Source organism: Flavobacterium filum DSM 17961 (assembly GCF_000425465.1).
Lineage (GTDB): Bacteria > Bacteroidota > Bacteroidia > Flavobacteriales > Flavobacteriaceae > Flavobacterium > Flavobacterium filum.
In genome coordinates, this window is record NZ_AUDM01000009.1 from 37,069 (window position 1) to 63,153 (window position 26,085).

General features: G+C 35.4%; 21 protein-coding genes. 6 read left to right on the forward strand and 15 right to left on the reverse strand.

Features of this window, described 5'->3' with window-relative positions; all coding sequences use genetic code 11:
* Positions 1–23: 23 nt before the first annotated feature.
* From H601_RS0106405 to H601_RS0106430, 6 genes are all read right to left on the reverse strand, one after another.
* A complete protein-coding gene (locus tag H601_RS0106405) occupies positions 24–1,898 on the reverse strand; it encodes a monovalent cation:proton antiporter-2 (CPA2) family protein (RefSeq protein WP_026710734.1) in 1,875 nt (624 codons plus the stop codon).
* Entirely contained in the window at positions 1,891–2,505 is a 615-nt protein-coding gene (gene kefF, locus H601_RS0106410; protein WP_026710735.1) for a glutathione-regulated potassium-efflux system oxidoreductase KefF, read from the reverse strand. The genes H601_RS0106405 and kefF overlap by 8 nt, the downstream gene beginning before the upstream one ends.
* A 78-nt stretch (positions 2,506–2,583) precedes the next feature.
* Positions 2,584–3,930, reverse strand: coding sequence for an adenylosuccinate lyase (gene purB / locus H601_RS0106415; RefSeq protein WP_026710736.1), 1,347 nt, complete (start codon positions 3,928–3,930; stop codon positions 2,584–2,586).
* A 111-nt stretch (positions 3,931–4,041) separates the two neighbouring features.
* On the reverse strand, positions 4,042–4,743 hold the full coding sequence (locus H601_RS0106420; protein ID WP_026710737.1) for an SIR2 family NAD-dependent protein deacylase: 702 nt from the start codon (positions 4,741–4,743) through the stop codon (positions 4,042–4,044).
* A 43-nt stretch (positions 4,744–4,786) separates the two neighbouring features.
* The gene (locus H601_RS0106425; protein WP_026710738.1) at positions 4,787–5,584 is read right to left on the reverse strand and encodes an anti-sigma factor; all 798 of its coding nucleotides are present in this window, start codon (positions 5,582–5,584) and stop codon (positions 4,787–4,789) included.
* Positions 5,581–6,114 (reverse strand): RNA polymerase sigma factor, encoded by a 534-nt coding sequence (locus tag H601_RS0106430; RefSeq protein WP_026710739.1) that lies wholly within the window; start codon positions 6,112–6,114, stop codon positions 5,581–5,583. Before H601_RS0106430 ends, H601_RS0106425 begins: the two co-directional genes overlap by 4 nt.
* 54 nt (positions 6,115–6,168) lie before the next feature.
* Here H601_RS0106430 and H601_RS0106435 point away from each other — a divergent pair, with 54 nt between their 5' ends.
* Complete coding sequence (locus H601_RS0106435; RefSeq protein WP_035655642.1) at positions 6,169–6,852, forward strand: TrmH family RNA methyltransferase; 684 nt, start codon at positions 6,169–6,171, stop codon at positions 6,850–6,852.
* Here the strand turns inward: H601_RS0106435 and H601_RS0106440 are convergent, their stop codons facing one another.
* Positions 6,853–7,617, reverse strand: a complete 765-nt coding sequence (locus H601_RS0106440; protein WP_026710741.1) for a carboxypeptidase-like regulatory domain-containing protein — start codon at positions 7,615–7,617, stop codon at positions 6,853–6,855.
* Between the two features lie 86 nt (positions 7,618–7,703).
* Positions 7,704–9,569 carry a DEAD/DEAH box helicase gene (locus tag H601_RS0106445; protein ID WP_026710742.1) on the reverse strand — a complete coding sequence of 622 codons (1,866 nt, stop codon included), beginning with the start codon at positions 9,567–9,569 and terminating at the stop codon, positions 7,704–7,706.
* A gap of 390 nt (positions 9,570–9,959) precedes the next feature.
* Between H601_RS0106445 and rpsA the strand changes: the two genes are divergently transcribed.
* On the forward strand, positions 9,960–11,735 hold the full coding sequence (gene rpsA / locus H601_RS0106450; RefSeq protein WP_026710743.1) for a 30S ribosomal protein S1: 1,776 nt from the start codon (positions 9,960–9,962) through the stop codon (positions 11,733–11,735).
* An 80-nt stretch (positions 11,736–11,815) separates the two neighbouring features.
* On the opposite strand, the gene H601_RS0106455 is transcribed toward rpsA, so the two are convergent.
* On the reverse strand, positions 11,816–12,532 hold the full coding sequence (locus tag H601_RS0106455; protein WP_026710744.1) for a hypothetical protein: 717 nt from the start codon (positions 12,530–12,532) through the stop codon (positions 11,816–11,818).
* Positions 12,533–12,726: 194 nt separating this feature from the next.
* Between H601_RS0106455 and H601_RS0106465 the strand changes: the two genes are divergently transcribed.
* Positions 12,727–13,296: a fasciclin domain-containing protein gene (locus H601_RS0106465; RefSeq protein ID WP_026710745.1), complete on the forward strand. Its 570-nt coding sequence runs from the start codon at positions 12,727–12,729 to the stop codon at positions 13,294–13,296.
* A 63-nt stretch (positions 13,297–13,359) separates the two neighbouring features.
* On the opposite strand, the gene pheT is transcribed toward H601_RS0106465, so the two are convergent.
* From pheT to H601_RS0106490, 5 genes are all read right to left on the reverse strand, one after another.
* Positions 13,360–15,780: a phenylalanine--tRNA ligase subunit beta gene (pheT, locus tag H601_RS0106470; protein WP_026710746.1), complete on the reverse strand. Its 2,421-nt coding sequence runs from the start codon at positions 15,778–15,780 to the stop codon at positions 13,360–13,362.
* A gap of 118 nt (positions 15,781–15,898) precedes the next feature.
* Positions 15,899–16,429 (reverse strand): hypothetical protein, encoded by a 531-nt coding sequence (locus tag H601_RS0106475; protein WP_026710747.1) that lies wholly within the window; start codon positions 16,427–16,429, stop codon positions 15,899–15,901.
* A gap of 163 nt (positions 16,430–16,592) precedes the next feature.
* A complete protein-coding gene (locus H601_RS0106480) occupies positions 16,593–17,456 on the reverse strand; it encodes a bestrophin family protein (protein ID WP_026710748.1) in 864 nt (287 codons plus the stop codon).
* A gap of 148 nt (positions 17,457–17,604) precedes the next feature.
* Positions 17,605–19,647, reverse strand: a complete 2,043-nt coding sequence (recG, locus tag H601_RS0106485) for an ATP-dependent DNA helicase RecG (protein ID WP_425402330.1) — start codon at positions 19,645–19,647, stop codon at positions 17,605–17,607.
* A gap of 68 nt (positions 19,648–19,715) precedes the next feature.
* Complete coding sequence (locus H601_RS0106490) at positions 19,716–20,651, reverse strand: tetratricopeptide repeat protein (protein WP_035655669.1); 936 nt, start codon at positions 20,649–20,651, stop codon at positions 19,716–19,718.
* Positions 20,652–20,704: 53 nt separating this feature from the next.
* Between H601_RS0106490 and H601_RS16905 the strand changes: the two genes are divergently transcribed.
* Complete coding sequence (locus tag H601_RS16905; protein WP_342663347.1) at positions 20,705–20,941, forward strand: hypothetical protein; 237 nt, start codon at positions 20,705–20,707, stop codon at positions 20,939–20,941.
* Between the two features lie 9 nt (positions 20,942–20,950).
* Entirely contained in the window at positions 20,951–22,771 is a 1,821-nt protein-coding gene (locus H601_RS15385) for a M1 family metallopeptidase (protein ID WP_342663348.1), read from the forward strand.
* Here the strand turns inward: H601_RS15385 and H601_RS0106500 are convergent.
* Positions 22,768–23,292 carry a DUF7935 family protein gene (locus H601_RS0106500; RefSeq protein ID WP_026710751.1) on the reverse strand — a complete coding sequence of 175 codons (525 nt, stop codon included), beginning with the start codon at positions 23,290–23,292 and terminating at the stop codon, positions 22,768–22,770. The genes H601_RS15385 and H601_RS0106500 overlap by 4 nt on opposite strands.
* A 422-nt stretch (positions 23,293–23,714) precedes the next feature.
* Here H601_RS0106500 and H601_RS0106505 point away from each other — a divergent pair, with 422 nt between their 5' ends.
* Positions 23,715–26,036 (forward strand): UvrD-helicase domain-containing protein, encoded by a 2,322-nt coding sequence (locus H601_RS0106505; protein ID WP_026710752.1) that lies wholly within the window; start codon positions 23,715–23,717, stop codon positions 26,034–26,036.
* Positions 26,037–26,085: the final 49 nt, after the last annotated feature.

The window sequence follows — 26,085 nt, forward strand, 5'->3', positions numbered from 1 at the left end:
TGAAACTTTAGAGGGTTAGAGGATTAATTACCAACAATCTCCTTTTTCAAATGCTCACTATCCCACGCATGGTCTGCTGCAGAAAAATTGATATGCATATCGTTTTTGAGCAATTGTTCCTGCATTTCAATTTCATCTTTCACCGTGGCCAAATACGCCATTTTATCGTGACGTTTGGCGGCTAATTTGCGAATGGCAGCTTCATCGTATTTAATGAATCGTTGTCCTTGTCGCGTTGCCGAATATTTGCGATGACCGAGTTCTATTAAGGCATCAACACCTAAATGCACAGCAGTATAGAGGGTTTCACGGTATATTTTATTCACACCATGGTCAATTAATTCGTACGCATCCACACGGTTACGAGCACGTGTAAGAATGTTGAGGTTTGGAAAATGCTTGCGAAGAATTTCCACTACACTTAGGTTTACTTCCGGGTTGTCAATTGCTGCGATGAATAATTTTGCATCTTCGGCCCCGGCGGCTTTTAATAATTCGAGTCGGGTTGCATCACCATAATAAACCTTGAATCCCATTTTCCGAAGCAAATCTACGCGGTCAGAATCATGATCTAAAATGGTTGCTTGAACGCCATTAGCTTTTAATAAACGACCAATTGTACTTCCAAAATGCCCAAAACCGGCAATTATTACTTCGTTGTGTTCGTCAATTTTATCATGCGGTTTTTTTTGTATTTCCTTTACTCCAAAAAAAGGATCAATCCATTTTTCATTCATAAGTAACAAGAATGGGGTAGATAACATACTTAATGCTATAATCGCCATCATTTGATTAGCTAAAATAGTGGGTAGAATGTTCAACTGCATCGAGAAACTTAAAATCACAAACCCAAATTCTCCGGCTTGACTCAAACCAAAGGAAAACAATAAGTTTTGGTCGGAACTCTTTTTATATATTTTACCAATACCAAACAACACCAGAAATTTTACAGCTGTGAGCACCGCTCCAAACAATAAAATAAATAAAGGATTTTCAATAATCAATTGAAAATTAATAGATGCTCCCACACCAATAAAAAATAAGCCTAACAGCAATCCTTTGAAAGGAGCAATGTCGCCTTCCAGTTCATGGCGAAACTCGGAATTAGCCAATACCACTCCCGCCAAAAAAGCACCTAGAGCCGGACTTAATCCCACCAATTGCATCAAATAAGAAACGGCCACCACTAACAAAAGGGCTGAAGCGGTAAACAATTCCTGTAGCCTTGTTTTGGCCACCATCCGAAGCATTGGAACGATAATCAAACGGCCACTGAAATAAACAAAAACAATGGTCCCGATTACAATTAAGGTTTGCAACCATGCGGCAAAATCACTTATGTACGAGGTATGATTTCCACCTGTTTCGGTAACATTTCCCGATACTAACAACGGAATAATTGCTAAAATCGGAATGACTGCAATATCTTGAAAGAGCAAAACCGCAAAAGAAGAACGTCCCATTGAGGTTTGTGACAATCCTTTTTCTTTTAGTGTTTGAAGTACAATTGCCGTTGACGAAAGCGATAGCGAAAGAGCAATTACAAGTGTGGTTTGCCAATTCCAATCCAATATCATTTGGCAAAGTAAAAATACCAAGAAAGTAGTACCAATCATTTGTAATGAACCCATTCCGAGAATGAATTTTCGCATTTTCCAGAATTTATACGGGTCTAATTCCAATCCGATTAAGAAGAGCATCATTACTACTCCAAACTCTGCAAAGTGCATGATGTCTTGTCCTTCCGAACCAATAAATCCTAATACAAACGGTCCGATGATAATGCCCGCAAACAGATAGCCTAAAATTGAACTGAGTCCCATTTTTTTTGCAACTGGAACACACACAATAGCAGAAGTCAAATAAATAATTGCTTGTACAAAAAATCCGTTATTCATGGCTAGTAAGTTGTTTGGTTATCCATTGGTTGAGATAATGGAACGTATTAATTTCCTCAACATTCAATTCATTTTTACTCAGGTGTGTTAACAATTGGGCATACAGTTTTGCTATTTCTTCAATATCGTTTCCTTTCATTTGATGTGTTCCATGCACTACAAAAGGAGACAAATAGTTCATTTTACATACCTTAGCCGATTGAATAAAAGGCTGTAACAATTCCGGAATCGTATAGCGGTCTTTTCCGGTCGCACAATAGTTTTCTTGAGCACCTCCCGTTGTAATGACTTGAAAAACAGTTTTTCCAGCTAAGGCATTTCCGTTTTTTCCATAAGCCCAGCCATGTTCTAAAACCATGTCAATCCATTGTTTTAATAAGGGCGGACAACTGTACCAATATAACGGATGATGCCAAATGATAATATCGTGTTGTTCTAACAGTTTTTTTTCACGGTTTACGTCGATATCAAATTCCGGATACTCTTCATATAAATCGTGAAAAGTAATGTTTTTTGATGATGGAATATGTTTGACCAATGCCTGGTTGGCATAGGATTTCTCCAATAAAGGATGGGCAAATAGAATTAAGATGTTGTGTTCACTCATGCCCTAAAAATATAGCTTTTTTTTGAAATAAAAAAGTAGCCCTCGAAGGGTTTCAATCTTTTTAGGGTTAAAAATGCCTTAAATTCCTAAATAATTAGATGGAGTGATGCGAAGCAACTCTTCTTTAACGGACTCATTCACTTCTAAACTTTTAATAAAAGCATGAATGGAAGCCTGATTCATTACTTCATTAGTTCGGGTTAAGCCTTTCAACGCTTCATACGGATTTTGATATCCTTCTCTTCTTAGAATGGTTTGAATAGCTTCTGCTACAACTGCCCAATTTTGTTCCAAGTCAGCAGCTAGTTTTGATGGATTCAATAGTAATTTATCCAACCCTTTTAAAGTGGCCTCAAAACCAATTAAGGTATGACCTATAGGTACGCCAATATTACGTAAAACGGTGCTGTCAGTCAAATCACGTTGCAAACGAGAAAGCGGAAGTTTTGCTGCTAAATGTTCAAAAAGTGCATTAGCAATTCCTAAATTTCCTTCAGAGTTTTCAAAATCGATAGGGTTTACTTTATGCGGCATGGCGGAAGAACCAATTTCACCGGCTTTAATTTTTTGTTTGAAATAATCCATTGAAACATACGTCCACACATCTCGGTCTAAATCAATCAAAATGGTATTGATGCGTTTTAAACAATCAAAAAAAGCTGCCATATGGTCATAATGTTCAATTTGAGTAGTGGGAAACGAATGATGTAATCCAAGCGTTTCTTCTACAAAAGCAGCACCGAATTTTCTCCAATCGAATGAAGGATACGCCACATGATGAGCATTGTAATTACCGGTTGCACCCCCAAATTTTGCAGCAAAAGGGATATTGAATAACAAACGCATTTGTTCTTCTAATCTTTCCACAAAAACGCCAAATTCTTTCCCTAATCGGGTAGGTGAAGCAGGTTGACCGTGAGTTCTGGCTAACATGGGAACGTCTTTCCATTCTTGGCTCAAGTCTTTTAACTTGGCAATTACATTCACTAATACAGGTAAATATACATTTTCAAACGATTCTTTTAGCGAAAGAGGAATAGCAGTATTATTAATGTCTTGAGACGTTAATCCGAAGTGAATGAATTCTTTATAGGCTTGTAAACCCAATTGGTCAAACGCATTTTTAATAAAATATTCCACCGCTTTCACATCGTGATTGGTCGTTTTTTCAATTTCTTTAATGGAAAGAGCATCAGCCGTTGAGAAATTTTTATATAAATCACGAAGCTTTTCAAAAACTGAATGCTCAACCGATTTCAATTGTGGCAAGGGTAGTTGACAAAGAGCAATAAAATATTCAATTTCCACTAAAATCCTATATTTGATAAGTGCTTCTTCAGAAAAATAATTGGCTAATGCAATGGTTTTATTGCGGTATCTACCATCAATAGGTGAAATGGCTGTTAATTCGTTTAAAGTCGTCATGTGTTGTGTTGTTGAAAGTTTCCGAATCATTTCGAAAATAAGGTGCAAATATACGCCTTAAACGTGAATTGAAAAAGAAAACAAATGGTTCTATTTCAAAAGAAACTTGATTTAATTATCCAACAAAAAGGATTTTAATTTTTCACGAACAATTTTCATTCCTTCCGAACCGGAAAGCGGAATAATTTCCAATGGATTTGCTAATTCAACAACGGTTGCCGGTTTGGGGTCAATGTAAAATACGGGTACATTTGGTTGCGTATAATGCATGATTCCTGCTGCGGGATACACTTGAAGTGAAGTACCGATGACCAAAAAAATATCCGCTTCTTCGGCTAACTCTATAGCTACTTCAATAGCCGGAACATCTTCGCCAAACCAAACAATATGTGGCCGCATTGGGTTACCATTCGGGTCTTTGTGATCAGATGTTAAATCGTCCATCCATTCTAAAATATACGAAGGATTTTGAGTACTTCTCACTTTATTGAGTTCACCATGCAAGTGAAGCACATTTGTACTACCGGCTCTTTCGTGTAAATTATCTACGTTTTGAGTGATGATTTGTACATCAAAATCGGATTCTAATTCCGCTAAGATATAATGAGCTTCATTAGGATGTACTTCTTTGAGTTGTCTTCTGCGTTGGTTGTAAAAGTCAAGTACCAATTCAGGATTTTTATGCCAACCTATTGGAGAAGCCACTTCCATGATGTCATGACCTTCCCAAAGTCCGTCTGCATCACGGAAGGTTTTAATACCGCTTTCGGCACTGATACCGGCACCACTTAATACTACTAGTTTTTTCTTCATATTCTAAAAAAACAAACCCTCTCAAATGAAAGGGTTAATTGTATTATACTTTACCTAAGGTATATAATTGTTCTAATGTTGGTGAGGCACTTCCTCCGGCAGGTTCAAGTGTGATTCCGAATGCTTCTGCTTCGACTACGTTGTCAACCGCAAAAATTCTTTTGTTAGCACCTGTAAAATCGTCTAATAATCCGATACTTAAAGGAGTTAACGGATTCAACTTAAGTGCCCAAACTTGGTACACATAACCTTCAGGTGGTTCAGGTAATCCGGCTCCATCTACATATACCGTTTGTGTTTCTTGGTTCCAATACACTTTTGCATAAGAAGTTGGTGATACTTCTTGTCCGGCAAGTGGAACGATTGTATTTTTTGGATCGCGGAGTAAAGCCAACGCTTCTTCATCTGCTTTTAATTGCAACTCTAAATCCAGTTTGTTCTGTTTTAGTTTTGTATTTTCCGTTTCAATGTTCACAATGGTTTGTTTGCTCGTATTCCACTGTTGGAACATATATCCACCACCGGCTAAGAAAATGACTGCTGCAGCCCAGCCCACATACCCTAGCCATCCTGATTTTGGTTTAGTTTCGGGTTGTAATTCGATTACTTTCGGTTCGTCACCAAATATTTTTTGTTTGATGGCTTCATAATTCTTACCGGAAAGGCGAGGAGCAATACTACCTGAAAGGTAAACCATTGCTTTTTCAATTTCAATGATCTCTTTTTTGATTTCATCCTGTTGAACAGCCATTTTATAAACTTCTTCCATTTCAGAATCGTTTAATTTGCCGTAAACATACAGTTCTAGTATTCCGGATTCAATGTATTCTTGTGTACTCATGATACTTGTAATAAGTTTCTTAATTCGTTAATACAATTTCTGTTTTGTGTTTTAACGGTTCCTAATGGAATTTCCAATTCTTCTGAAGCTTCTTGTTGTGTATAACCTTTAAAGAAAAGTAAATCAATTATTTTAATGCATTTCGGTTTGAGTTTTTTTACAAACTCTTTTATTCCGATGCTATCGATTTTATTGGTTAATCTTGTGTTGTCATCTAACAGATGTACGAAATTATCAGCCGAAAGGTTTTTTTGACTGTTATTATATCCTTTAGATCGTAATTTATCAATTGCTGTATTTCGAGTAATATTAACCATCCAAGTATATAATCTTCCTTTTTCCTCACTAAAGGAATCAATGTTTTTCCAAATTTTCACAAAAACGTCTTGTAAAACGTCTTCTGCTTCTTCTTGGTCTTTGATTAGATTGCTAATCACGCCAAACAAACTCTTTGAATACATATCGTATAAAAGGGTAAATGCCCTTTCATCTTTTTTGTATATTAGGGGCAATAATTCTTCTTGTGTCATACCTAATTTTTTGAGTAGCCAAGATAGGAACTTTAAAGTTTATATACAATTTGTATGGATGAAATGTCAAAACGAACCGACTTATTACATTATTTAGAATCTTTTATTACACAAGAACGAAAAGATAAATTCAATACGGTTTTAAATAATAGAACATATCATTTTACTGTTGCCATTGAAGATGTATATCAAATGCATAATACGAGTGCGGTAATGCGTAGTTGTGATGTTTTTGGTATTCAAGACTTACATGTGATTGAACAAAAGTTTGCTAAAACCATTGATGGTGAAATAGCTCTAGGTGCTCAAAAATGGGTGGATGTTCATCGATATTCATCTTCAAAAGCATGTTTACAATCGTTAAAAGAAAAAGGCTATCAAATTATTGCAACTAGTCCGCACGAGGGTTCAAGCACGTTGGAAGATTATGATATTTCGCCTAAATCAGTTTTGTTTTTTGGTACTGAAAAAGAAGGGCTTTCTGACGCAATTTTGAAAAAAGCCGATGGTTATCTTACAATTCCAATGGTTGGATTTTCAGAAAGTTTAAATATTTCGGTCGCTGCTGCGATTATCATGCAACAACTCACACAGCGTTTGCGAAGTTCTCCAATCAAGTGGCAGTTATCTGAAGAAGAAAAGATACTAAAACGATTGGATTGGGCGAGAAAATCAATTAAAGACATCCATCGAATTGAAGCTCGTTGGTGGGATGAATTGGCTAAATTTGAATTGTAATTATTTGCGTTTTAAGATGCGGTATTCTTCATAGCAATCGTTGATGGCATCTAAAACCTGCAAGTCATTTGCGGTTTTTACAAACGATTCAGAATAGTTGCATCGCTCCAAAATTTCAGGAATTTCTTTTTTATCCACTCCAAGCATAATGGCTATCATTTCACGGTCAAACTTTTGTTCGAGAATGTTTCTTACCGTATCATCTTTTTTCATTTCCCTCAATTTTCGTAGCTCCTGAGGTTTTTTTCCAAAGAAATTATACAGCATATCGGTTGGATTAAAGATTGAACCTAACACTCTATTAAATGCATTTGGGGAATATTCACCTGCTTCATAACCATATGACAATCCGGAAATTCCGTAGCGATAATTCTCCTTAACGGGAATGTGTTTCGCGTCAATTTGAAGATAACCGGTTAGATTATAAGGAGTAACAACTACTTCCTCTAACGCGATTGCTTTTTCAGTTAAGCGGATTTGTGTGTTTTTAGATTTTATCCAGTCATTGGTCACTTTCACACGAAGTGATTGAAATCCAACAATTGATAAGTGAAGCGTGTCATTCACCCTAACATCTATTTCAAAGTAGCCTTTATCGTTTGTTGTTGCTCCTCTAACCGAATTTAAATTCAGAATATTTACGTTCGTTAAGGGTTTGGAATCACTATCGTTTAAAACCGTAGCCGAAACTTTATCTGTTCTAACTGATGTTTGTGCAAAAGTGTGAAGGGAGAGTAAAAACAAAAAAACTACAAAATATTTCATATGCTTATTTAACGGTTTAAAAGTAATAAATCACACGAATATATTTTGTAGTTTCTGTTTAATTATAAGAAAATTAACAATTGTGGTTAACTTCTTCTTGGGCGTCTGCTTTTAGCAGCTTCAAATGATCGGCTTGCCGGTCGGTCTCCTTCAGAACGTCTTGGTCTTTCTGATGAACCGCCTTCTCTTCGTGGTCTAAACCCACCTTCTTTTCGGTCGTTTCTTGGAGCACCGCTACCTTCTTTTCTTGGACCGAAACCACCACTTCGTGAACCGGATCTTTCTCCTCTGAATCCGCCACCACCAGAGTTTCTGCCGTTATGGTCTCTTCTTCCGCCACCGTCATTTTTAGAAATTTCAACATTGATACGTCTTCCTTCTAATTCCATTCCGTTAAGAATGTTCATTACTTTATCGGTATGCTCAACATCGGTATTAAAGAAAGAGAAACCTTCTTTTACATCTACTTTATACACATCTTCACGGCCTAATTCTAATGTATCACGCAAGAAATCTTTCAATTGCATCCAATCAAAATTATCTCTGGAACCGATGTTAACAAAGAAACGAGTTGCACCAGAAGTATTTTCTCTCGCACCTCTTTCTTCTCTTCGGTCTGAACCGGAACTTTGAGAAGATAAATCTTTGTTCTTTTTATAGTAATTAATGAATCGGTTAAATTCTACCGATACCATTTTCTTAATTAATTCTTCTTTTGACAGTCCTTCTAACACGTCATTAATAGCAGGAAGATAGCTGTCAATTTCGTGATCTACTTCTGTATCTTTAATTTTAGTAGCTAAATGCAACAATTGAATTTCGCAGATTTCTATACCGGAAGGAATTGTTTTTTCTTCAAATTTTTGTTTGATGATTTTTTCGATAGACGAAATTTTGCGTAACTCACTTTTCGTAACAATTACGATTGAAGTTCCTAATTTTCCGGCACGTCCGGTTCTTCCTGAACGGTGGTTATAGGTTTCAATTTCATCTGGTAATTGGTAATTGATAACGTGTGTTACATTATCTACATCAATTCCACGAGCTGCCACATCGGTCGCAACTAACATTTGAATTTGACGACCACGGAATGATTTCATTACGCTATCACGTTGAGCTTGCGACAAATCTCCGTGAAGAGCGGCAGCATTGTACCCATCTTCAATTAGTTTTTCCGCTACATGTTGTGTATCTCTTTTGGTACGACAAAAAATAACGGAAAATATATCCGGATTAGCATCTGCCAAACGTTTTAACGCTTCATATCGGTCTCTTGCGTTCACCAAATAAAATTCGTGTGAAACTGTAGCCGAACCTGAGTTTTTGGTACCCACCGTAATTTCTTGCGGTTCCACCATGAATTTTTTTGCAATTCTGGACACTTCAGCCGGCATCGTTGCAGAAAATAACCAAGTGTTTTTTTCATCAGGGGTTGTTGAAAGGATGCTTACAATGTCTTCATAGAATCCCATGTTCAACATTTCATCTGCTTCATCCAGGATGCAATAATTAATTTGAGAAATATTTACATATCCTCTGTTAATCATATCTTGCATTCTTCCGGGAGTTGCCACAATAATTTGAGCACCTCTTTTTACTTCACGAGCTTGTTCAGAAATACTTGCACCACCGTAAACGGCTACTACATTGATTCCTTTTTCGTATTTAGAATACAATTTTAATTCATTCGTAATTTGCAAACAAAGTTCACGCGTAGGGGATAAAATTAAGGCTTGTGTATTTCTATTTTCGGCTTCTATTTTTTGAATCAGCGGGAAACCAAATGCCGCTGTTTTACCTGTTCCTGTTTGAGCTAAGGCAACTAAGTCTGTTTCATTTTCTAATAAAACCGGAATCGCTTTTTGCTGTACTTCTGATGGATTTTCAAATCCAAGGTCTTTAATCGCGAGCAGTAGCGATTCTTTAAGACCTAATTGTTCAAATTTATTCATATAATCTTTTAAATTGGGTGCAAAGGTAGGTTTTAAAAACCATAATAACTAATTTTTAAGTTACTGATAAACAATTATTTATATTTTTATAATTATTTTGATTATTGTAAATGCAGTTAATTTTGTAAAAATTTGTTTCAAAAATGATATAATTATCTCTAAAAACTGGGATAATTTGAAGAAAAAGTGAGGTGTAAAAATTTTAAATAATAAACCTCTATAAATGCCTGAAAAATAGTTTTGTAAATCGAAATATTGTTTGTACTTTTGCACACCTTTTGGCGGAGAAGAGTTTCCATTGGGTATAAACCATTTATGTAAAACAACTTCTGCTGTTTTCTATCGCATTAAGAAACTCAAGAGAACACAGAATACAAATTTTTTATCAGCATGTCTGAATTATTAAAAGAACAAGAAGCGTTTTTAGCTAACTTTAACTGGCATAACTTCCAAGAAGGAATTGATGCAGTAGATGAGAAAAACTTAAGAGAATTTGAAGAGTTAGTTGCTAAGACCTTCATTTCAACGGACAGTGACGAGGTAGTAATGGGAACAGTAGTTCGTATTACAGATCGTGATGCAATCGTTGACATTAACGCGAAATCAGAAGGAGTTATCTCTTTAAATGAATTCCGTTACAATCCACACTTAAAAGTGGGTGACAAAGTAGAAGTATTAATCGACGTTCGTGAAGACAGAACAGGTCAATTAGTATTATCGCACAGAAAAGCAAGAACAATCAAAGCATGGGATCGCGTTATTGCTGCTAACGAAAGCGGTGAAATCGTGAATGGTTTTGTAAAATGCAGAACAAAAGGTGGTATGATTGTAGATGTTTTCGGAATCGAAGCATTCTTACCAGGTTCGCAAATTGATGTGAAACCAATCCGTGACTACGATCAATATGTGAACAAAATGATGGAGTTTAAAGTGGTAAAAATCAATCACGAATTCAAAAACGTGGTCGTTTCTCACAAAGCTCTTATCGAAGCTGATATTGAAGTTCAGAAAAAAGAAATCATTGGTCAATTAGAAAAAGGACAAGTATTAGAAGGTGTGGTGAAAAACATTACTTCTTATGGTGTGTTTATTGACTTAGGTGGTGTTGATGGATTAATCCACATTACTGACCTTTCTTGGTCAAGAATCAATCACCCAAGCGAAGTTCTTGAATTAGATCAAAAATTAAACGTAGTAATTCTTGATTTTGATGATGAGAAAACAAGAATCCAACTAGGATTAAAACAATTAAACGCTCACCCATGGGATGCTTTAGATGCTAAAATTCAAGTAGGAGATAAAGTAAAAGGTAAAGTAGTTGTAATCGCTGATTACGGAGCTTTCATTGAAGTAGCTGAAGGTGTTGAAGGTTTAATTCACGTTTCTGAAATGTCTTGGTCAACACATTTACGTTCTGCTCAAGATTTCATGAAAATTGGAGATGAAGTAGAAGCAGTTATCTTAACTTTAGACAGAGACGAAAGAAAAATGTCTTTAGGTATCAAGCAAATGACGCAAGATCCATGGACGGATATTACGGCTAAATACCCAGTTGGTTCAAAACACACAGGTATCGTAAGAAACTTTACAAACTTTGGAATCTTTGTTGAATTAGAAGAAGGAATTGATGGTTTAATTTATATCTCCGATTTATCTTGGACGAAAAAAATCAAACATCCATCTGAATTCATTAACGTAGGTGAAAAATTAGATGTGGTAGTATTAGAGTTAGATGTTGAAGGACGTAAATTATCATTAGGTCACAAACAAACTACTGATAACCCATGGGATAAACATGAAGATGCTTATGCTGTTGGAACTATCCACAACGGAACTATCGCTGAAATTGTTGACAAAGGTGCAACTGTTGATTTTGGTGATGATGTAGTAGCGTTTGTTCCTGCACGTCATTTAGAAAAAGAAGACGGTAAGAAATTGAAAAAAGGTGACGCAGCTGACTTTAAAGTAATTGAGTTCAACAAAGAATTCAAAAGAGTAGTTGCTTCTCATACCGCTATCTTCAGAGAAGAAGAGGAGAAAAATGTGAAAGCTGCTACAGAATCTGTTGCTGCTAACAACAATACTAATGCTCCTGCTCAAACGCTAGGTGAAAACAACCAAATTTTAGCGGACTTAAAAGCTAAAATGGAAAAAGGAGAAAAATAATAACGCTCTTTTATACATTAAAAATCCCTCTACGAAAGTGGAGGGATTTTTTTTGGTCTATAGTTACTAATCACTAATTACTAGTTATAATACTTGCTCAACCAAATGTCTTCATTAAAACTTTTACCTTGCCATAAGCAATAGTATAGAGCAATTCCCATTACAGACTTTAGCATAAAAAGGAAAGTTACTAAACTCATGACACTATGACTGGTTTTTCCGAAAATATTTTGGGGCAAAAGGGCGGTTAATAAAAGGCTGACTACAACCAATAGTACAATGAAATTCCCCATTGATTTGAATGGCTTCATGGCTATTTTTCGTAACGGATGAATATCATTTCCCCATTTATGAATTAAGTAATAATAGCCATTACCAATGGGAGCAAATAACAGAGGATCATCATAATTTTCTAACTTGAATAATTTTGATGGAGCCATGATTCTAAATCCTTCTAACTTTGTGGCATGTTCTTTTTCTAATCGATGAATAATAGAAATAGCTTCTTCCGGGATAGTTCCTTTAAATAAATGGCTATCTAAAAAACGCAATCGATAATCAATACAAAGACTTTTGATTTGCGATAAATGAAAAATTTTCTCCGTTTCCAATTTATCAAAGATAAAAGCATTATGATTTGTTGAAGATTTGGCAGAAAGAGAGGATTTTATTTCTTCTCGTTTTGCTTCATTTTCGGCTAATATCTGCTTAATCTCCGCTAGGAGGTCATCTTCTGAAACAGATTTTTTGGTTAATTCAGTTAACTCGGTTAGTAGATTCTTTCTATTTAAAAGCATTTTTAAATGGATTAAGTTGTGAACAAGCAATCATTTCAATTATATCTAAAGTATTGAAATATATACAATTGTCAAAAAAACTAATCACTTTTTTGATTCTATTCAAATGATAAATAATTGTTAAATTTTTTTCTTCCAAAACTCTTCTGAACTTTTCCTCGTAATTCCATTCATATAACTTTAAAAAAAATAATATGAAAACGAAAAGAAATGTAACAAGTGTAGTAATGACTTTTGTCTTACTGTTTAGTGTAGTAACTTTTGCACAAAGCAAAGAAAAAACGGTTCAGGTTGGTGGAGCTCCGATGTATCCCAGCAAAAACATTGTTGAAAATGCCGTCAATTCCAAAGACCATACTACTTTGGTAGCAGCGGTAAAAGCCGCCGGTTTAGTAGAAACATTACAAAGTAAAGGGCCATTTACTGTTTTTGCTCCAACCAATGCAGCGTTTGAGAAATTGCCAAAAGGAACAGTTGAGACCTTGCTAAAACCGGAAAACATTAAAACTTTACAAACGATTTTAACCTATCATGTTTTGCCCGGAAAGTTTAGTGCAGCGGATATAGTTGCAGCAATTAAAGCCGGAAATGGTAAAGCGGAATTTAAAACAGTAAGCGGTGGAAAATTAACGGCTATGCTAAAAGGAAAAGATGTGATTCTTTCCGATGAAAACGGTGGAAAATCAAAAGTAACCATTTCAGATGTAAATCAATCAAACGGTGTGATTCACGTTGTTGATGCTGTGGTTACTCCAAAATCATAAATTTTACATTCGAATTTTGACAAAAAAAAAGACCACGATTTCAAAATTGTGGTCTTTTTTAATTTATCTCAATACAGCTCCAACTTCTTTTTCAAAATGTTGCTGTAGCTTACTCATAATTTTATCAATTTGTTCGTCAGTCAGCGTTTTGGTCGTATCTTGAATAATAAAACTCAATGCATACGATTTTTTACCATCTGGAAGATTCTTTCCTTCATAAACATCAAACAACTGAATTTCTTTTAATAGATTTTTTTCTGAAGAACGTGCAATGGCATATAATTGATCAAAAGAAATATTTTTATCCAATAATAAGGATAAATCTCTTCTAACCTCAGGATATTTTGGAATATCTTGGTACTTAATTTTAATAGAAATTAATTTTAAAATCAAATTCCAGTTAAAATCAGCATAAAAAACCTCCTGTTTGATATCGAAATATTTTAAGATGGATTTTTTAACGGTACCCATTTCAACCAAAACATCATTTCCAATTGCCAACGCAATTCCTTCATTAAATACATCGTTCGTTACCGGAATAGTTTGCGTTTTGGTCAATGAAAGTCGAGTAAGAATCGATTGAACATAACCTTTAAATAAAAAGAAATCACTAGCTTTTTGAGGTGTTGTCCAATTTTCTGCCTGACGATTTCCGCTCACAAACAAGGATAAATGCTTGTTTTCTTCATAACCGGACGGCATTTTGTGATAACTTTTTCCAAATTCAAATAATTTTAAATCTGCATTTCTGCGATTGATGTTATAAGAAACCGCTTCAAGACCAGAAAACAATAAGGATTGACGCATGGCTGATAAATCATTGCTCAACGGATTTAACATCATTACGTTAAATTCTTCTTTTAACTTTTCCGATAATTTTACATAATCCGGTGAGGTTAAGGAATTCGCCATCATTTCATGGAATCCTAACGAATTCAATTGAGCGGCAATACTATTTTGAACTTTATAATCTTCTGTTCGGGAAGAATTGGAAACAGTTGCGTTTAATTTTTTTGAAAACTGAACGTTGTTGTATCCATATACGCGAAGAATTTCTTCAATTACATCAATTTCACGTTGTACATCTACGCGGTAAGCCGGAATAATTAATCCTAAACCGGCATCGGAAACACTGTTCACTTTAATATCTAAAGAAACCAAAATCTTTTTGATGGTTTCTTTTGGAATTTCTTGACCGATCAATTTATTAACTTTATTAAAGTTCAATAAAACGGTAAAATCTTCAATTTTTTTAGGATAAATATCAATCAAATCAGAAGTAATTTCACCTCCTGCAATTTCTTTGATTAAAATAGCTGCTCTTTTTAGAGCATATTCAGTAATGGTTGGATCGATTCCTCTTTCAAAACGGAATGAAGCATCGGTACTTAATCCATGTCTTTTTGCCGTTTTACGAATAGAAACCGGATTAAAATATGCACTCTCTAAAAAGATATTCGTAGTGTTTTCAGAAACTCCGGATTCTTTTCCGCCAAAAACACCGGCTATACAAAGCGGACCTTTTTCATCACAAATCATTAAATCTTCTTCATGAAGAATACGTTCTACATCATCTAGTGTTTTGAATTTTGTTCCGGCCGCAACTGTTTTTACAATAATTTTTCCGTGAATTTTTGATGCATCAAAAGCATGTAACGGTTGACCTAATTCATGTAAAACGTAATTGGTAGCATCAACAATATTGTTTTTTGGAGTTAGTCCGATGGCTTTTAGTCTATTTTGTAACCAATCTGGAGATGGTTTCACATTAATTCCTGAAATAGTTATTCCGCAATAACGTGGTGCTAATTTTGCATCTTTCACTTCTGCATCAATCTTCAAAGTGCGTTTATCTACTCTAAAACTGGTTACCGAAGGTGTAATTAATTCCGGTTGCATATTTCTCTGCACCAATCCGGCTCTCAAATCACGGGCAACTCCCATGTGAGACATGGCATCAGCACGGTTGGGTGTTAGACCAATTTCAAAAACTTCATCATTTTCAACATTTAAGACTTTTGCTAAAGGCGTTCCAATTTTGATAGTAGTATCTAAAATCATAATGCCATCATGATTGTCGCCCAAGCCTAATTCATCTTCAGCACAAATCATTCCGTGGCTATCTTGTCCGCGAATTTTTCCTTTCTTAATTTGAAATTCGTTTCCTTCTTTGTCAAATAAAAGGGTTCCAATTGTAGCAACCGGCACTTTTTGTCCCACGCCAACATTCGGAGCTCCGCACACAATTTGAACAGGATTTCCATCGCCTAAATCAACGGTTGTAACTTTTAATCGGTCAGCATCAGGATGTTGGACACAGGTTTTAACTTCACCAACAATGATTCCTTCCAATCCGCCTTTTACAGATTGAAATTTTTCTACAATTTCAACTTCTAACCCTAAATCGGTTAGTAAAGCCGCAGTTTCTTCGGAAGGTAAATCTAATTTGATAAATTGTTTCAGCCAGTTATAGGAAATACGCATTTTTATTCGGTGTTTAAAGCTCGCAAAGATAAGTAATGAAATACTTTTTGCATAATTTTAACCATAAAAAAAGGTCACATTTTTAAGATGTAACCTATATGTTTTTTTGTTTTTTATTTTATTTCACACAATACAAAAAATGATGTTTTTTGGTATCTCCCGGCAAAAGTTGAGTGGTAATATATGCTACTTCTGTCATTTCCGTTTCAGTATCTTCAATTTCAAAAAGCGTATAGATATAAATACATCCATTTTGATCAAAATTTAGTACTGCTTGACTAAAGGTGAAAAAAGAACTTGAAATTGCGGTTTCAAATTCATGTAATTGACTAAATGGTTGCCTATTTGAAAGTTGTTTTATTTGCGGTATTTGTTGATAATTACCTAAATACAATCCGGCTTTTTTAATTTTTTTGGAAGGATTCAATTGACAATCAACATAAATTGAAGTAGCATCATGATAGACTTCAATTTCGCCAACTTGTTCAGCTTTTGAATTGATTAAAGGATATTTAACTAATCCGTTATTTAAATTTTTTAACGGATTAACTTGAATTATAGCTATGTTCTCCTCAGAAAGAGAAGCGTCATCCTTACTACATCTCAGGGATAACAACGCTATAAAAACTACAAATGTAATTTTTTTCATCACGGTTAGTTTGTCGGTTAGACTTGGGTTGCAAAGAATTTAAAACTTGGGCAAATTTTAAATTCTGAGCTAAGCTAATTGATGTTTTGTGTGTGAAAAAAATAAATCGTTTAATAACGCAAATACTCGATTATTTGACTCTTTTGTGTCTAATTAAATGATTTTAAAGGATTTCTTCTACGTGTTTTTTGATGTTGGAAGCGATTTTTTGGGTGGGAAGATCATTCGCATCATTACCAAACGGATCTTCAATTTCTTCTGCGATGAGCTCTAAACTCGCTAATACATAAAAAATAAAAATAACTACCGGAATAGAATAATAGCCTAAACTAAATACATAACCAAACGGCAAGGTCATCACATAAAAAAAGATGAATTTTTTAATGAATGCACTGTAAGAATAGGGAATAGGTGTGTTTTTGATGCGTTCACACGCTCCACAAATATCTGCAAAGGATTTTAATTCTTCATTGAGTACAATTAATTGATCACCTGTTATTTTTTTTTGCAGATATAAATCATTGACTTTTTGAAAAAGCATTTTTGCAATTTGATTGGGTTTGTGTTTGTGATGGTCAATTTCCAAATCAACAAAGTCATATAATTGTTTTCCGGTATCTTCATTACTCAAATGTTTATTCAATATGGAAGCAAATCCGGGAATCATTTTACGAAAATATTGTCTATCTGATTCGTCATGCAACATCGAACTGATTTTGATGGCTAAATTTCGGCTATTGTTGACTAATGCTCCCCATAATTTTCTTCCTTCCCACCAACGATCATAAGCGGTATTGGTTCTGAACACTAAGAGCAACGAAATCACAAATCCCAACATGCTATGCATAATATTAATGTTGCTCAAATAACTTTTTTCTGATAATTTCCAATGCACAATTTCCAAATAACCCACGCCATACGTATATGAACCAATGAAAATCATCATCGGAATCAATTTCCGAAACGTATCGGATTTGTGAAATCTGAAAATAAAAGTAATCCAGTCTTTTGGGTTGTATTGAACCATTTTTTAGGGTAATGGGTTAAAGGTATTGGGTGATTGTTTTGAAAGGTAAATGTAAAGAAGAAATTTTAATTTTTGACTGTGAATTTTAATTTTCATCCTCACTAACCCACAACCTTTCACCCATCACCAATTACCCATTACCCATTACCTAACTTATATAATTCCAAATATTCTTCCTTTTGCTCATTTCCATAAATATCATTCGCAAGGTTTGGTGTTCCGGCAAAGTCATGGCTGGGTCTTTTTTCAACAGTTTTATCGCTTCATGTCGGGCTAATTGTAAAATATCACGGTCGCGAACCAAATCGGCGATTTGTAAATTCAACACGCCGCTTTGTTGCGTTCCCATAATATCACCCGGACCGCGAAGTTTTAAATCGACTTCGGCAATTTCAAATCCGTCATTGGTTTTACACATGGTTTCCAGTCGGATTTTTGAATCGTTACTTAGTTTGTGACCGGTCATCAAAATACAATAGCTTTGCTCGGCACCGCGACCCACTCGTCCTCTTAGTTGGTGCAATTGTGATAAGCCGAATCGTTCTGCACTTTCAATAACCATCACACTTGCGTTCGGTACATTCACACCCACTTCAATCACCGTAGTCGCTACCATTATATTAGTTTTTCCGGCTGCAAAACGTCGCATTTCTTCGTCTTTTTCTGCCGGTTTCATCTGTCCATGAACAATGGAAACGCTGTACTGCGGCAACGGAAAATCTCTGGAAATACTTTCGTAACCGTCCATCAAATCTTTGTAATCCATTTTTTCACTTTCGTTGATTAAGGGATAAACAATATAAATTTGTCGCCCTTTCGCAATTTCGTCTTTCAAAAATTTCCACACTTTCAACCGATTCGAGTCATATCGATGCACGGTTTGAATGGGTTTTCTGCCCGGTGGCAATTCGTCAATTACCGAAATATCCAAATCGCCATACATACTCATCGCCAATGTTCTCGGAATTGGGGTCGCCGTCATGACCAAAACATGTGGCGGAATGTCATTCTTCTTCCATAATTTAGAACGTTGTTCCACACCAAATCGATGTTGTTCGTCAATAATCGCCAAGCCTAAATTGTGAAATTGTACTTTGTCTTCCAACAAAGCATGGGTACCGATTAAAATATGCAATTCTCCTTTTTCCAAAGCTTCATGAATGATTTTTCGTTCGGAAGTTTTAGTTGAACCGGTTAGTAATTTGATGTTGATATTCAATTCTTTAGCCAATTCCGATAAACCGTTAAAATGTTGCGTAGCCAAAATTTCCGTTGGAGCCATCAAACAACTTTGGAAACCGTTATCTAGTGCCATGAGCATGCACAATAACGCCACAATGGTTTTGCCGGAACCTACATCACCTTGCAACAAACGATTCATTTGGGCTTTACTGCCTAAGTCATTTCGAATTTCTTTAATCACTCTTTTTTGAGCATTGGTCAATTCAAACGGTAAATGATGTTGATAAAAGGTATTAAAATGTTCACCCACTTTTTCAAAAGGATGTCCTTTGATTTTGTGCTTTCGAATGAGATTTTTGGTGATGAGTTGGAGTTGAATAAAAAACAATTCTTCAAATTTTAATCGGAATTGAGCTTTGGCTAACAACTCCTGACTTTTCGGAAAATGAATATTGAACAACGCTGCATTTTTGGGAATCAACTTCAATTCCTCCAACAAATTGGGCGGTAATGATTCTGTAAAACGAGCTTGCGTTTCCACAAATAATTGTTGCATCATTTTGTTGATGGTTCGATTGGAAATGCCCTTTTGTGTCAGTTTTTCCGTTGAAGGATACACCGGTTGCATGGCCGAACGCAGACTTTGTTTGTGTTCTTCAAGCAATTCCAATTCGGGATGAGCCATGTTAAACTGACTGGAAAAGGATGTGACTTTTCCAAACGCCACATACGGAGTGTTAAGTTTTAAACTTTCACGAATCCATTTTTGACCTTGAAACCATACCAATTCCATTTCGCCGGTTTCATCTACAAAGGTGGCAACCAAGCGACCTCTGCCTTTACTTTGTTCGATGGTTTTAAGGTGAATGATTTTGCCTATAATTTGCACTTCGGTATTGCCGGCTTGCAATTCGTTGATTTTGTAATACCGCGTTCGATCGATATACCTGTTGGGAAACAACGTCAATAAATCACCATAGCGGTGGATGTTGAGTTCCTTTCGAAGCATTTCGCCACGACTCGGACCCACGCCTTTGAGGTATTCGATTGGTGTTTGTAGGATGTCGTTCAATTATTTCAATTATTTTTAGTTCTATATTTATTAAATAAATAATAAATTAAAACACAGAAACCTATTATAGATAAAATCAGTAAAATAGTTTTCTCAACATTATAAATATTACTATAATGGGTTCTAGTTGTGTTAAATCTTGCTTCATCTTTACAAGATGTATAAATACCTTCTGTGTAAGCAATACGACGATTCAAAAGTTCGGATTCTAAACCGTATTCTTTAGCCATTTTCAAAATCTGAAGAGCTTCATAATATTTTCTTTCAATTAAACATAAATTTCCTAAATCAAAAAGTAGGGTTGCTATAATGATATCATTTCCTTTTATAAAAGTTATTCTCTCATTCAATTGATAGTATATATCACTTATTAATTTTTCAATTTTTGCATCACTCAATTCTGTTTGTGGATTGTTAAATGTTCCAAAAGAAGTAGAAAAAAAGAAATTACTATTAAGATTTTTTTCCGCTTTGATTTTTGCTTCTAATATTTTAAGGTGTAACCACTCTGAACCATTATGAGAAGAAGGATTTATTTGAATTCCTTTTTCAATCCAAAAATAGGCATTTTTATTATCCCCCAAAAGCTCATAGATTGTTCCAATATTAGATGCCGTAGAATATCGATTGGGAGATTTTTTTTCAATTTCTAAATATAATTTCAAAGCTTCTAAATATTTTCCTTCAATGATTAATACATAACCAATATCAGAAAGATAGTCTAAATCATTTGTTTTTTTATACAAACTATCAAGTTCAGTTTTTACTTTTTCAAAATTGAACGTATTGAATTTATGTCCAAACGGAATACTACCTTCGTGATCTTCATAAATAAAAACACCATTTTTTAGAACTTTAGTTTCTCCGTTAATGCATCCAAAAATTGACCCATAAACAAAAAACAAAAAAAGAGAAATTAATTTAATTGATTTTGTTTTCATATTTTTCATTTTTTGTAAATTTATCAAATTCTATTTATTTTCTACAAAAGCTAATGCGATATATTTTCCTTTTCTTTTTTTCCTTTTCCTTCGCTCAACAATTCCAAAAAGTGGATTTCAAAACGGTGCATGCAATCGTAGCACCTAATTCTATTGAAAAATCCATTTCCGGAGAAGTGAAATATGAATTTCAGGTTTTAGCGTCAATTGATACTATCGCTATCGATGCCATCAAAATGGAGTTTTCCAATGTAAAAATCAATGGAAAAGCTGTGAATTTTAAAAATTAAGGTAAAGCATTGCAACTTTTTGAAGGATTTAAAAAAGGGAAAAACAAACTGACATTCACCTACAAAGCTTCTCCCAAACAAACACTTTATTTTATTGGCGAAGCCGAAAATCTCCAAATATGGACGCAAGGGCAAGGCAAATATACCAGTCATTGGTTGCCTAGTTTTGATGATGTCAATGAAAAACTCATCTTCAATTTATCAATTCAATTTGATTCTTCATTTGAAGTTCTTTCTAATGGAAAATTAAAAAATGACAATATCAATAGCAATAACAATGGCAAAACGTGGCATTATCAAATGACACAACCCATGTCGTCATATTTGGTGATGATGGCCATTGGAAAATTTACTAAACAAGCCACCAAAACCAAATCCGGCACACCGTTAGAAATTTATTTAGATGAAAAAGATGCCGATAAAATTGAAACCACTTATAAATACACCACACAAATTTTCGATTTTTTTGAACGGGAAATAGGGGTGAAGTACCCTTGGGAAATTTATCGTCAAGTGCCCGTTCGGGATTTTTTGTATTCCGGAATGGAGAATACGACTTCGACTATTTTTGCTCAAGATTTTGTAGTCGATAAAATCGGTTTCAACGACAAAACGTATATCAATGTCAATGCTCATGAATTGGCTCACCAATGGTTTGGTAATCTTATTACGGCACAATCCGGCAAACACCATTGGTTGCAGGAAGGTTTTGCTACCTATTATGCTTTGTTAGCCGAAAAAGAACTTTTTGGCGACGACCATTTTAACTGGGAATTGTATGAAATGGCTGAGCGTTTGCAAAAAGCTTCCAAATCTGATACGATTCCGTTGCTGAATGAAAAAGCGAGTTCACTCACATTTTACCAAAAAGGAGCATGGGCGTTGCATTTTCTTCGTGAACAAATTGGTCCGGAAAACTTTCAAAAAGCAGTGACAACGTATTTGAAAAAATACCGTTTTAAAAACGTCAATACGGATGATTTTTTAAATGAAGTCAAAGCCGTTTCTACTTTTGATACCGAAAATTTTAAACGTATTTGGTTGCAAAATCCCGGTTTTGAAGTCAATCAAGCTCTTATGTTACTTCGAAAAAATGCATTCATGAAGTCGTATTTGGAATTGGTTGACTTACAAAACCAACCTTTTGCGGAGAAGAAAATACTTTTTGAAAACATTTTAAAAACAGAAACTTTTTATCCGCTCAAGGAAGAAGTTGTGTTTCAATTGGCAGAAGTACCTTTTGAAGAAAAAGAACCGCTTTTGCAATTGGCCATGAATACCAAAAATCTAAAAGTACGCCAGGCCATTGCCCGAATCATGGTGGAAATTCCAATCGCTTTTCAAGCGAATTATGAAACACTTTTAAACGACGAATCGTATATCACCCAAGAAATTGCTCTTGGTACTTTGTGGCGATTGTTCCCCGAAAAACAAACTACATATTTAAATCAATCCAAAGAGTGGGTCGGATTTAACGATAAAAATTTGCGAATACTTTGGCTGACCTTAGCTTTGATGACTGAAAATTACGAAAACACCAACAAAGTCAATTTTTACGATGAATTGTTGGATTACAGTTCTTCAAAATATGAGAGTTCCATTCGTCAAAATGCCTTAACCAATTTGTTGTTTCTCAATCCGAATGATCAAAATATTTTACGTAATTTGGTGAATGCTATTACACACCACAAATGGCAATTTACGTTATTCGCACGCAATCAAATAAGAGAATTGCTCAAAACGGAACGACACAAAAAATACTTTCAGGAACTTTTACCGAGTTTAAATGCGGCGGAGCAAATTCAATTGAGAAGGTTGCTAGAAAACTAACCCATCATCGAAATCACCTCCGATTTCAGATAACTAATGGCCACTAAACTCGGCGATTGTTTGTCTAATAAATCGCTTAAAATTGTTTCCCGAAGTTTGTGTGATGATTCGATTTTATCGCTCATTGCCGTTTTGCGAATATTTTGAATAATCGTGTTTTTGGCCGTTGTAATCACGGTCCAACAGTCTTCCGTCAAGTAAATTTGTTGCGTCAAATTGTGCTCAAATTCTTGTTCGATTTGATTGATTAAGAAATTTTCATAATCGTTTTTATCATCAGAAAACGGAGCCACACGAATCAATAATTTAGAAGGATTCACACGTTCCAAAAACAAAACCATGCGTTCATAGGCTTGCAAACGCAAGGGTAAAGCTTCTTTTTTGGTTTCTTTCATCAATAAAAACCGACGTCTGTTTTCTTCGTTTTTGGTGTGCGTTTGAAAAAAATAAAACGCTACACCTCCTGTAATTAAGGCAGGTAAAGTATACGCTAAAAGTTCAATTATTTTGTTGGTTTCCATAGTTTTATTATTTTTTTTAGGAGCTTTTTCCCGCTTTACGTTCCAAAATTTTTCCACAACATCTTTTTTTCTAAAGGCAAAAAAAGAGCTCCTTCCAGTCGCTTTTTTTACCAAGAAAAAATAGAAGTTGCCAAAAAATGTTTTCCACTTCAATCGGGGCTAGAACGTTTAGTGCAAAAATAGAATTTTAGTTGATAAATCGTAATAATATTTTTTAGGAATTACTGTAAACCTGACAGGTTTCAAAAAAAACCTGTCAGGTTTACTAACCAATCAGATTTACTTGTCTTGCAATCAAAAATTAGTTGATAAATCGTAACAATTTTAATTGTAATAAATCAGAAGTAAACTTATTTTTGGACTTTGAACCTGACAGGTTTCAAAATACCTGTCAGGTTTAACTACGAACAGAAATTTATATGATACAAGAATATATCAATCAACTCAACGATGCCCAACGTGCACCGGTTCTCCAAAAAGACGGCCCTATGATTGTCATTGCCGGTGCCGGCTCCGGAAAAACACGAGTGTTAACGATGCGAATTGCTTATTTGATGAGTTTGGGTGTAGATGCGTTTAACATTTTATCGCTCACATTTACCAATAAAGCCGCTCGTGAAATGAAAAAACGTATTGCGGATATTGTGGGAAACAACGAAGCCAAAAACCTTTGGATGGGTACGTTTCACTCCGTTTTTGCTAAAATTCTTCGCATTGAAGCGGATAAATTGGGCTATCCGAGTAATTTTACCATTTATGATACGCAAGACAGTGTGCGGTTGATTGGTGCCATCATCAAAGAAATGCAACTCGACAAAGATATTTACAAACCAAAGCAAGTGTTGGGTAGAATTTCCTCCTATAAAAACTCGCTAATCACCGTTAAAGCCTATTTCAACAATCCTGAATTGCAAGAGGCGGATGCTATGAGTAAAAAACCACGTTTGGGTGAAATTTATCACAACTATGTTGAACGTTGTTTCAAATCTGGAGTGATGGATTTTGACGATTTATTACTTAAAACCAATGAATTATTGAGCCGTTTCCCGGAAGTGTTGGCCAAATACCAAGACCGTTTTCGCTATATTTTGGTGGATGAGTACCAAGATACCAACCATTCGCAGTATTTGATTGTTCGGGCGTTGTCAGATCGTTTTCAAAACATTTGTGTGGTGGGAGATGATGCTCAAAGTATTTATGCGTTTCGGGGTGCCAACATCAATAACATTTTGAATTTTCAAAAAGATTATGCCGATGTGCAAACGTTTCGACTGGAACAAAATTACCGTTCCACCAAAAACATTGTAGAAGCAGCCAATTCCATCATCGATAAAAATAAAACCAAACTCGACAAAGTGGTTTGGACACACAACCAAGACGGACCTAAAATAAAAGTCAATCGCAGCATTACCGATGGAGAAGAAGGACGTTTTGTGGCTTCCACCATCTTTGAAGAAAAGATGCGAAACCAAATGAAAAATGGGGAATTCGCTATTTTGTATCGCACCAATGCTCAATCCCGTGCTATGGAAGATGCCTTGCGAAAACGTGACATTCCGTACCGAATTTACGGTGGATTATCGTTTTACCAACGTAAAGAAATCAAAGATGTGTTGAGTTATTTACGTTTGATTATCAACCCAAAAGACGAAGAAGCATTGGTTCGGGTCATCAATTATCCCGCACGTGGAATCGGGGATTCCACCATTGAAAAATTAACAGTGGCGGCAAATCATTACAAACGTTCCATCTTTGAAGTGATGGAAAATATTGATAAGATTGACCTCAAACTCAACTCCGGAACCAAGCAAAAATTGGAAGATTTTGTGATGATGATTAAAAGTTTTCAGGTCATCAACGAAAATCAGGATGCATTTTATTTGGCTGAACATGTGACGAAAAAAACCGGATTGATTCAGGAATTGAAAAAAGACGGCACACAGGAAGGCATTCAACGCATTGAAAATATTGAAGAATTACTCAATGGTATCAAAGACTTTATTGAAGGGCAAAAAGAAATAGACGGTGCACGTGGTGCCTTATCAGAATTTTTAGAAGATGTAGCTTTAGCAACCGATTTAGACAAGGACACCGGCGACGACGACCGTGTGGCATTAATGACCATTCACCTAGCGAAAGGATTAGAATTTCCAACGGTTTTTATCGTGGGAATGGAAGAAGATTTATTTCCAAGTGCGATGAGTTTGAACACCCGAAGCGAATTGGAAGAAGAACGCCGTTTGTTTTATGTTGCTTTGACACGTGCGGAACATCAAGCGTATTTAACTTACGCACAATCCCGTTACCGTTGGGGGAAATTAATGGATAGTGAACCTTCGCGTTTTATTGAAGAAATTGACGACCGATATCTGGAATTTGTGAGTCCGGTTGAAACAGGTTATCGATACAAACCGATGATTGACACCGACATTTTTGGTGATATTGATAAATCAAAATTACGATTAGCGAAACCTACAAACGGAACGCCACCTAAACGATATGGTGAAGAACCGACATCCACTGTCCGAAAATTAAAACCGGTTTCTGGAAATGCACCCAGTGGAAATAACTTGTTTGATTCCAAATTAATTCCCGGAAATATTGTGATGCACGAACGTTTTGGAAAAGGTGAAGTCCTCAACTTAGAAGGCGTTGGAGCCGACAAAAAAGCTGAAATCAAATTTGAAGTGGGTGGAATTAAGAAGTTGTTGCTGCGTTTTGCGAAACTGGATGTCATTGGATAAAGTTTAAAAGTTTAAGTGTTTAAAAGTTTAAAAGGTTTTGGGCACTTAG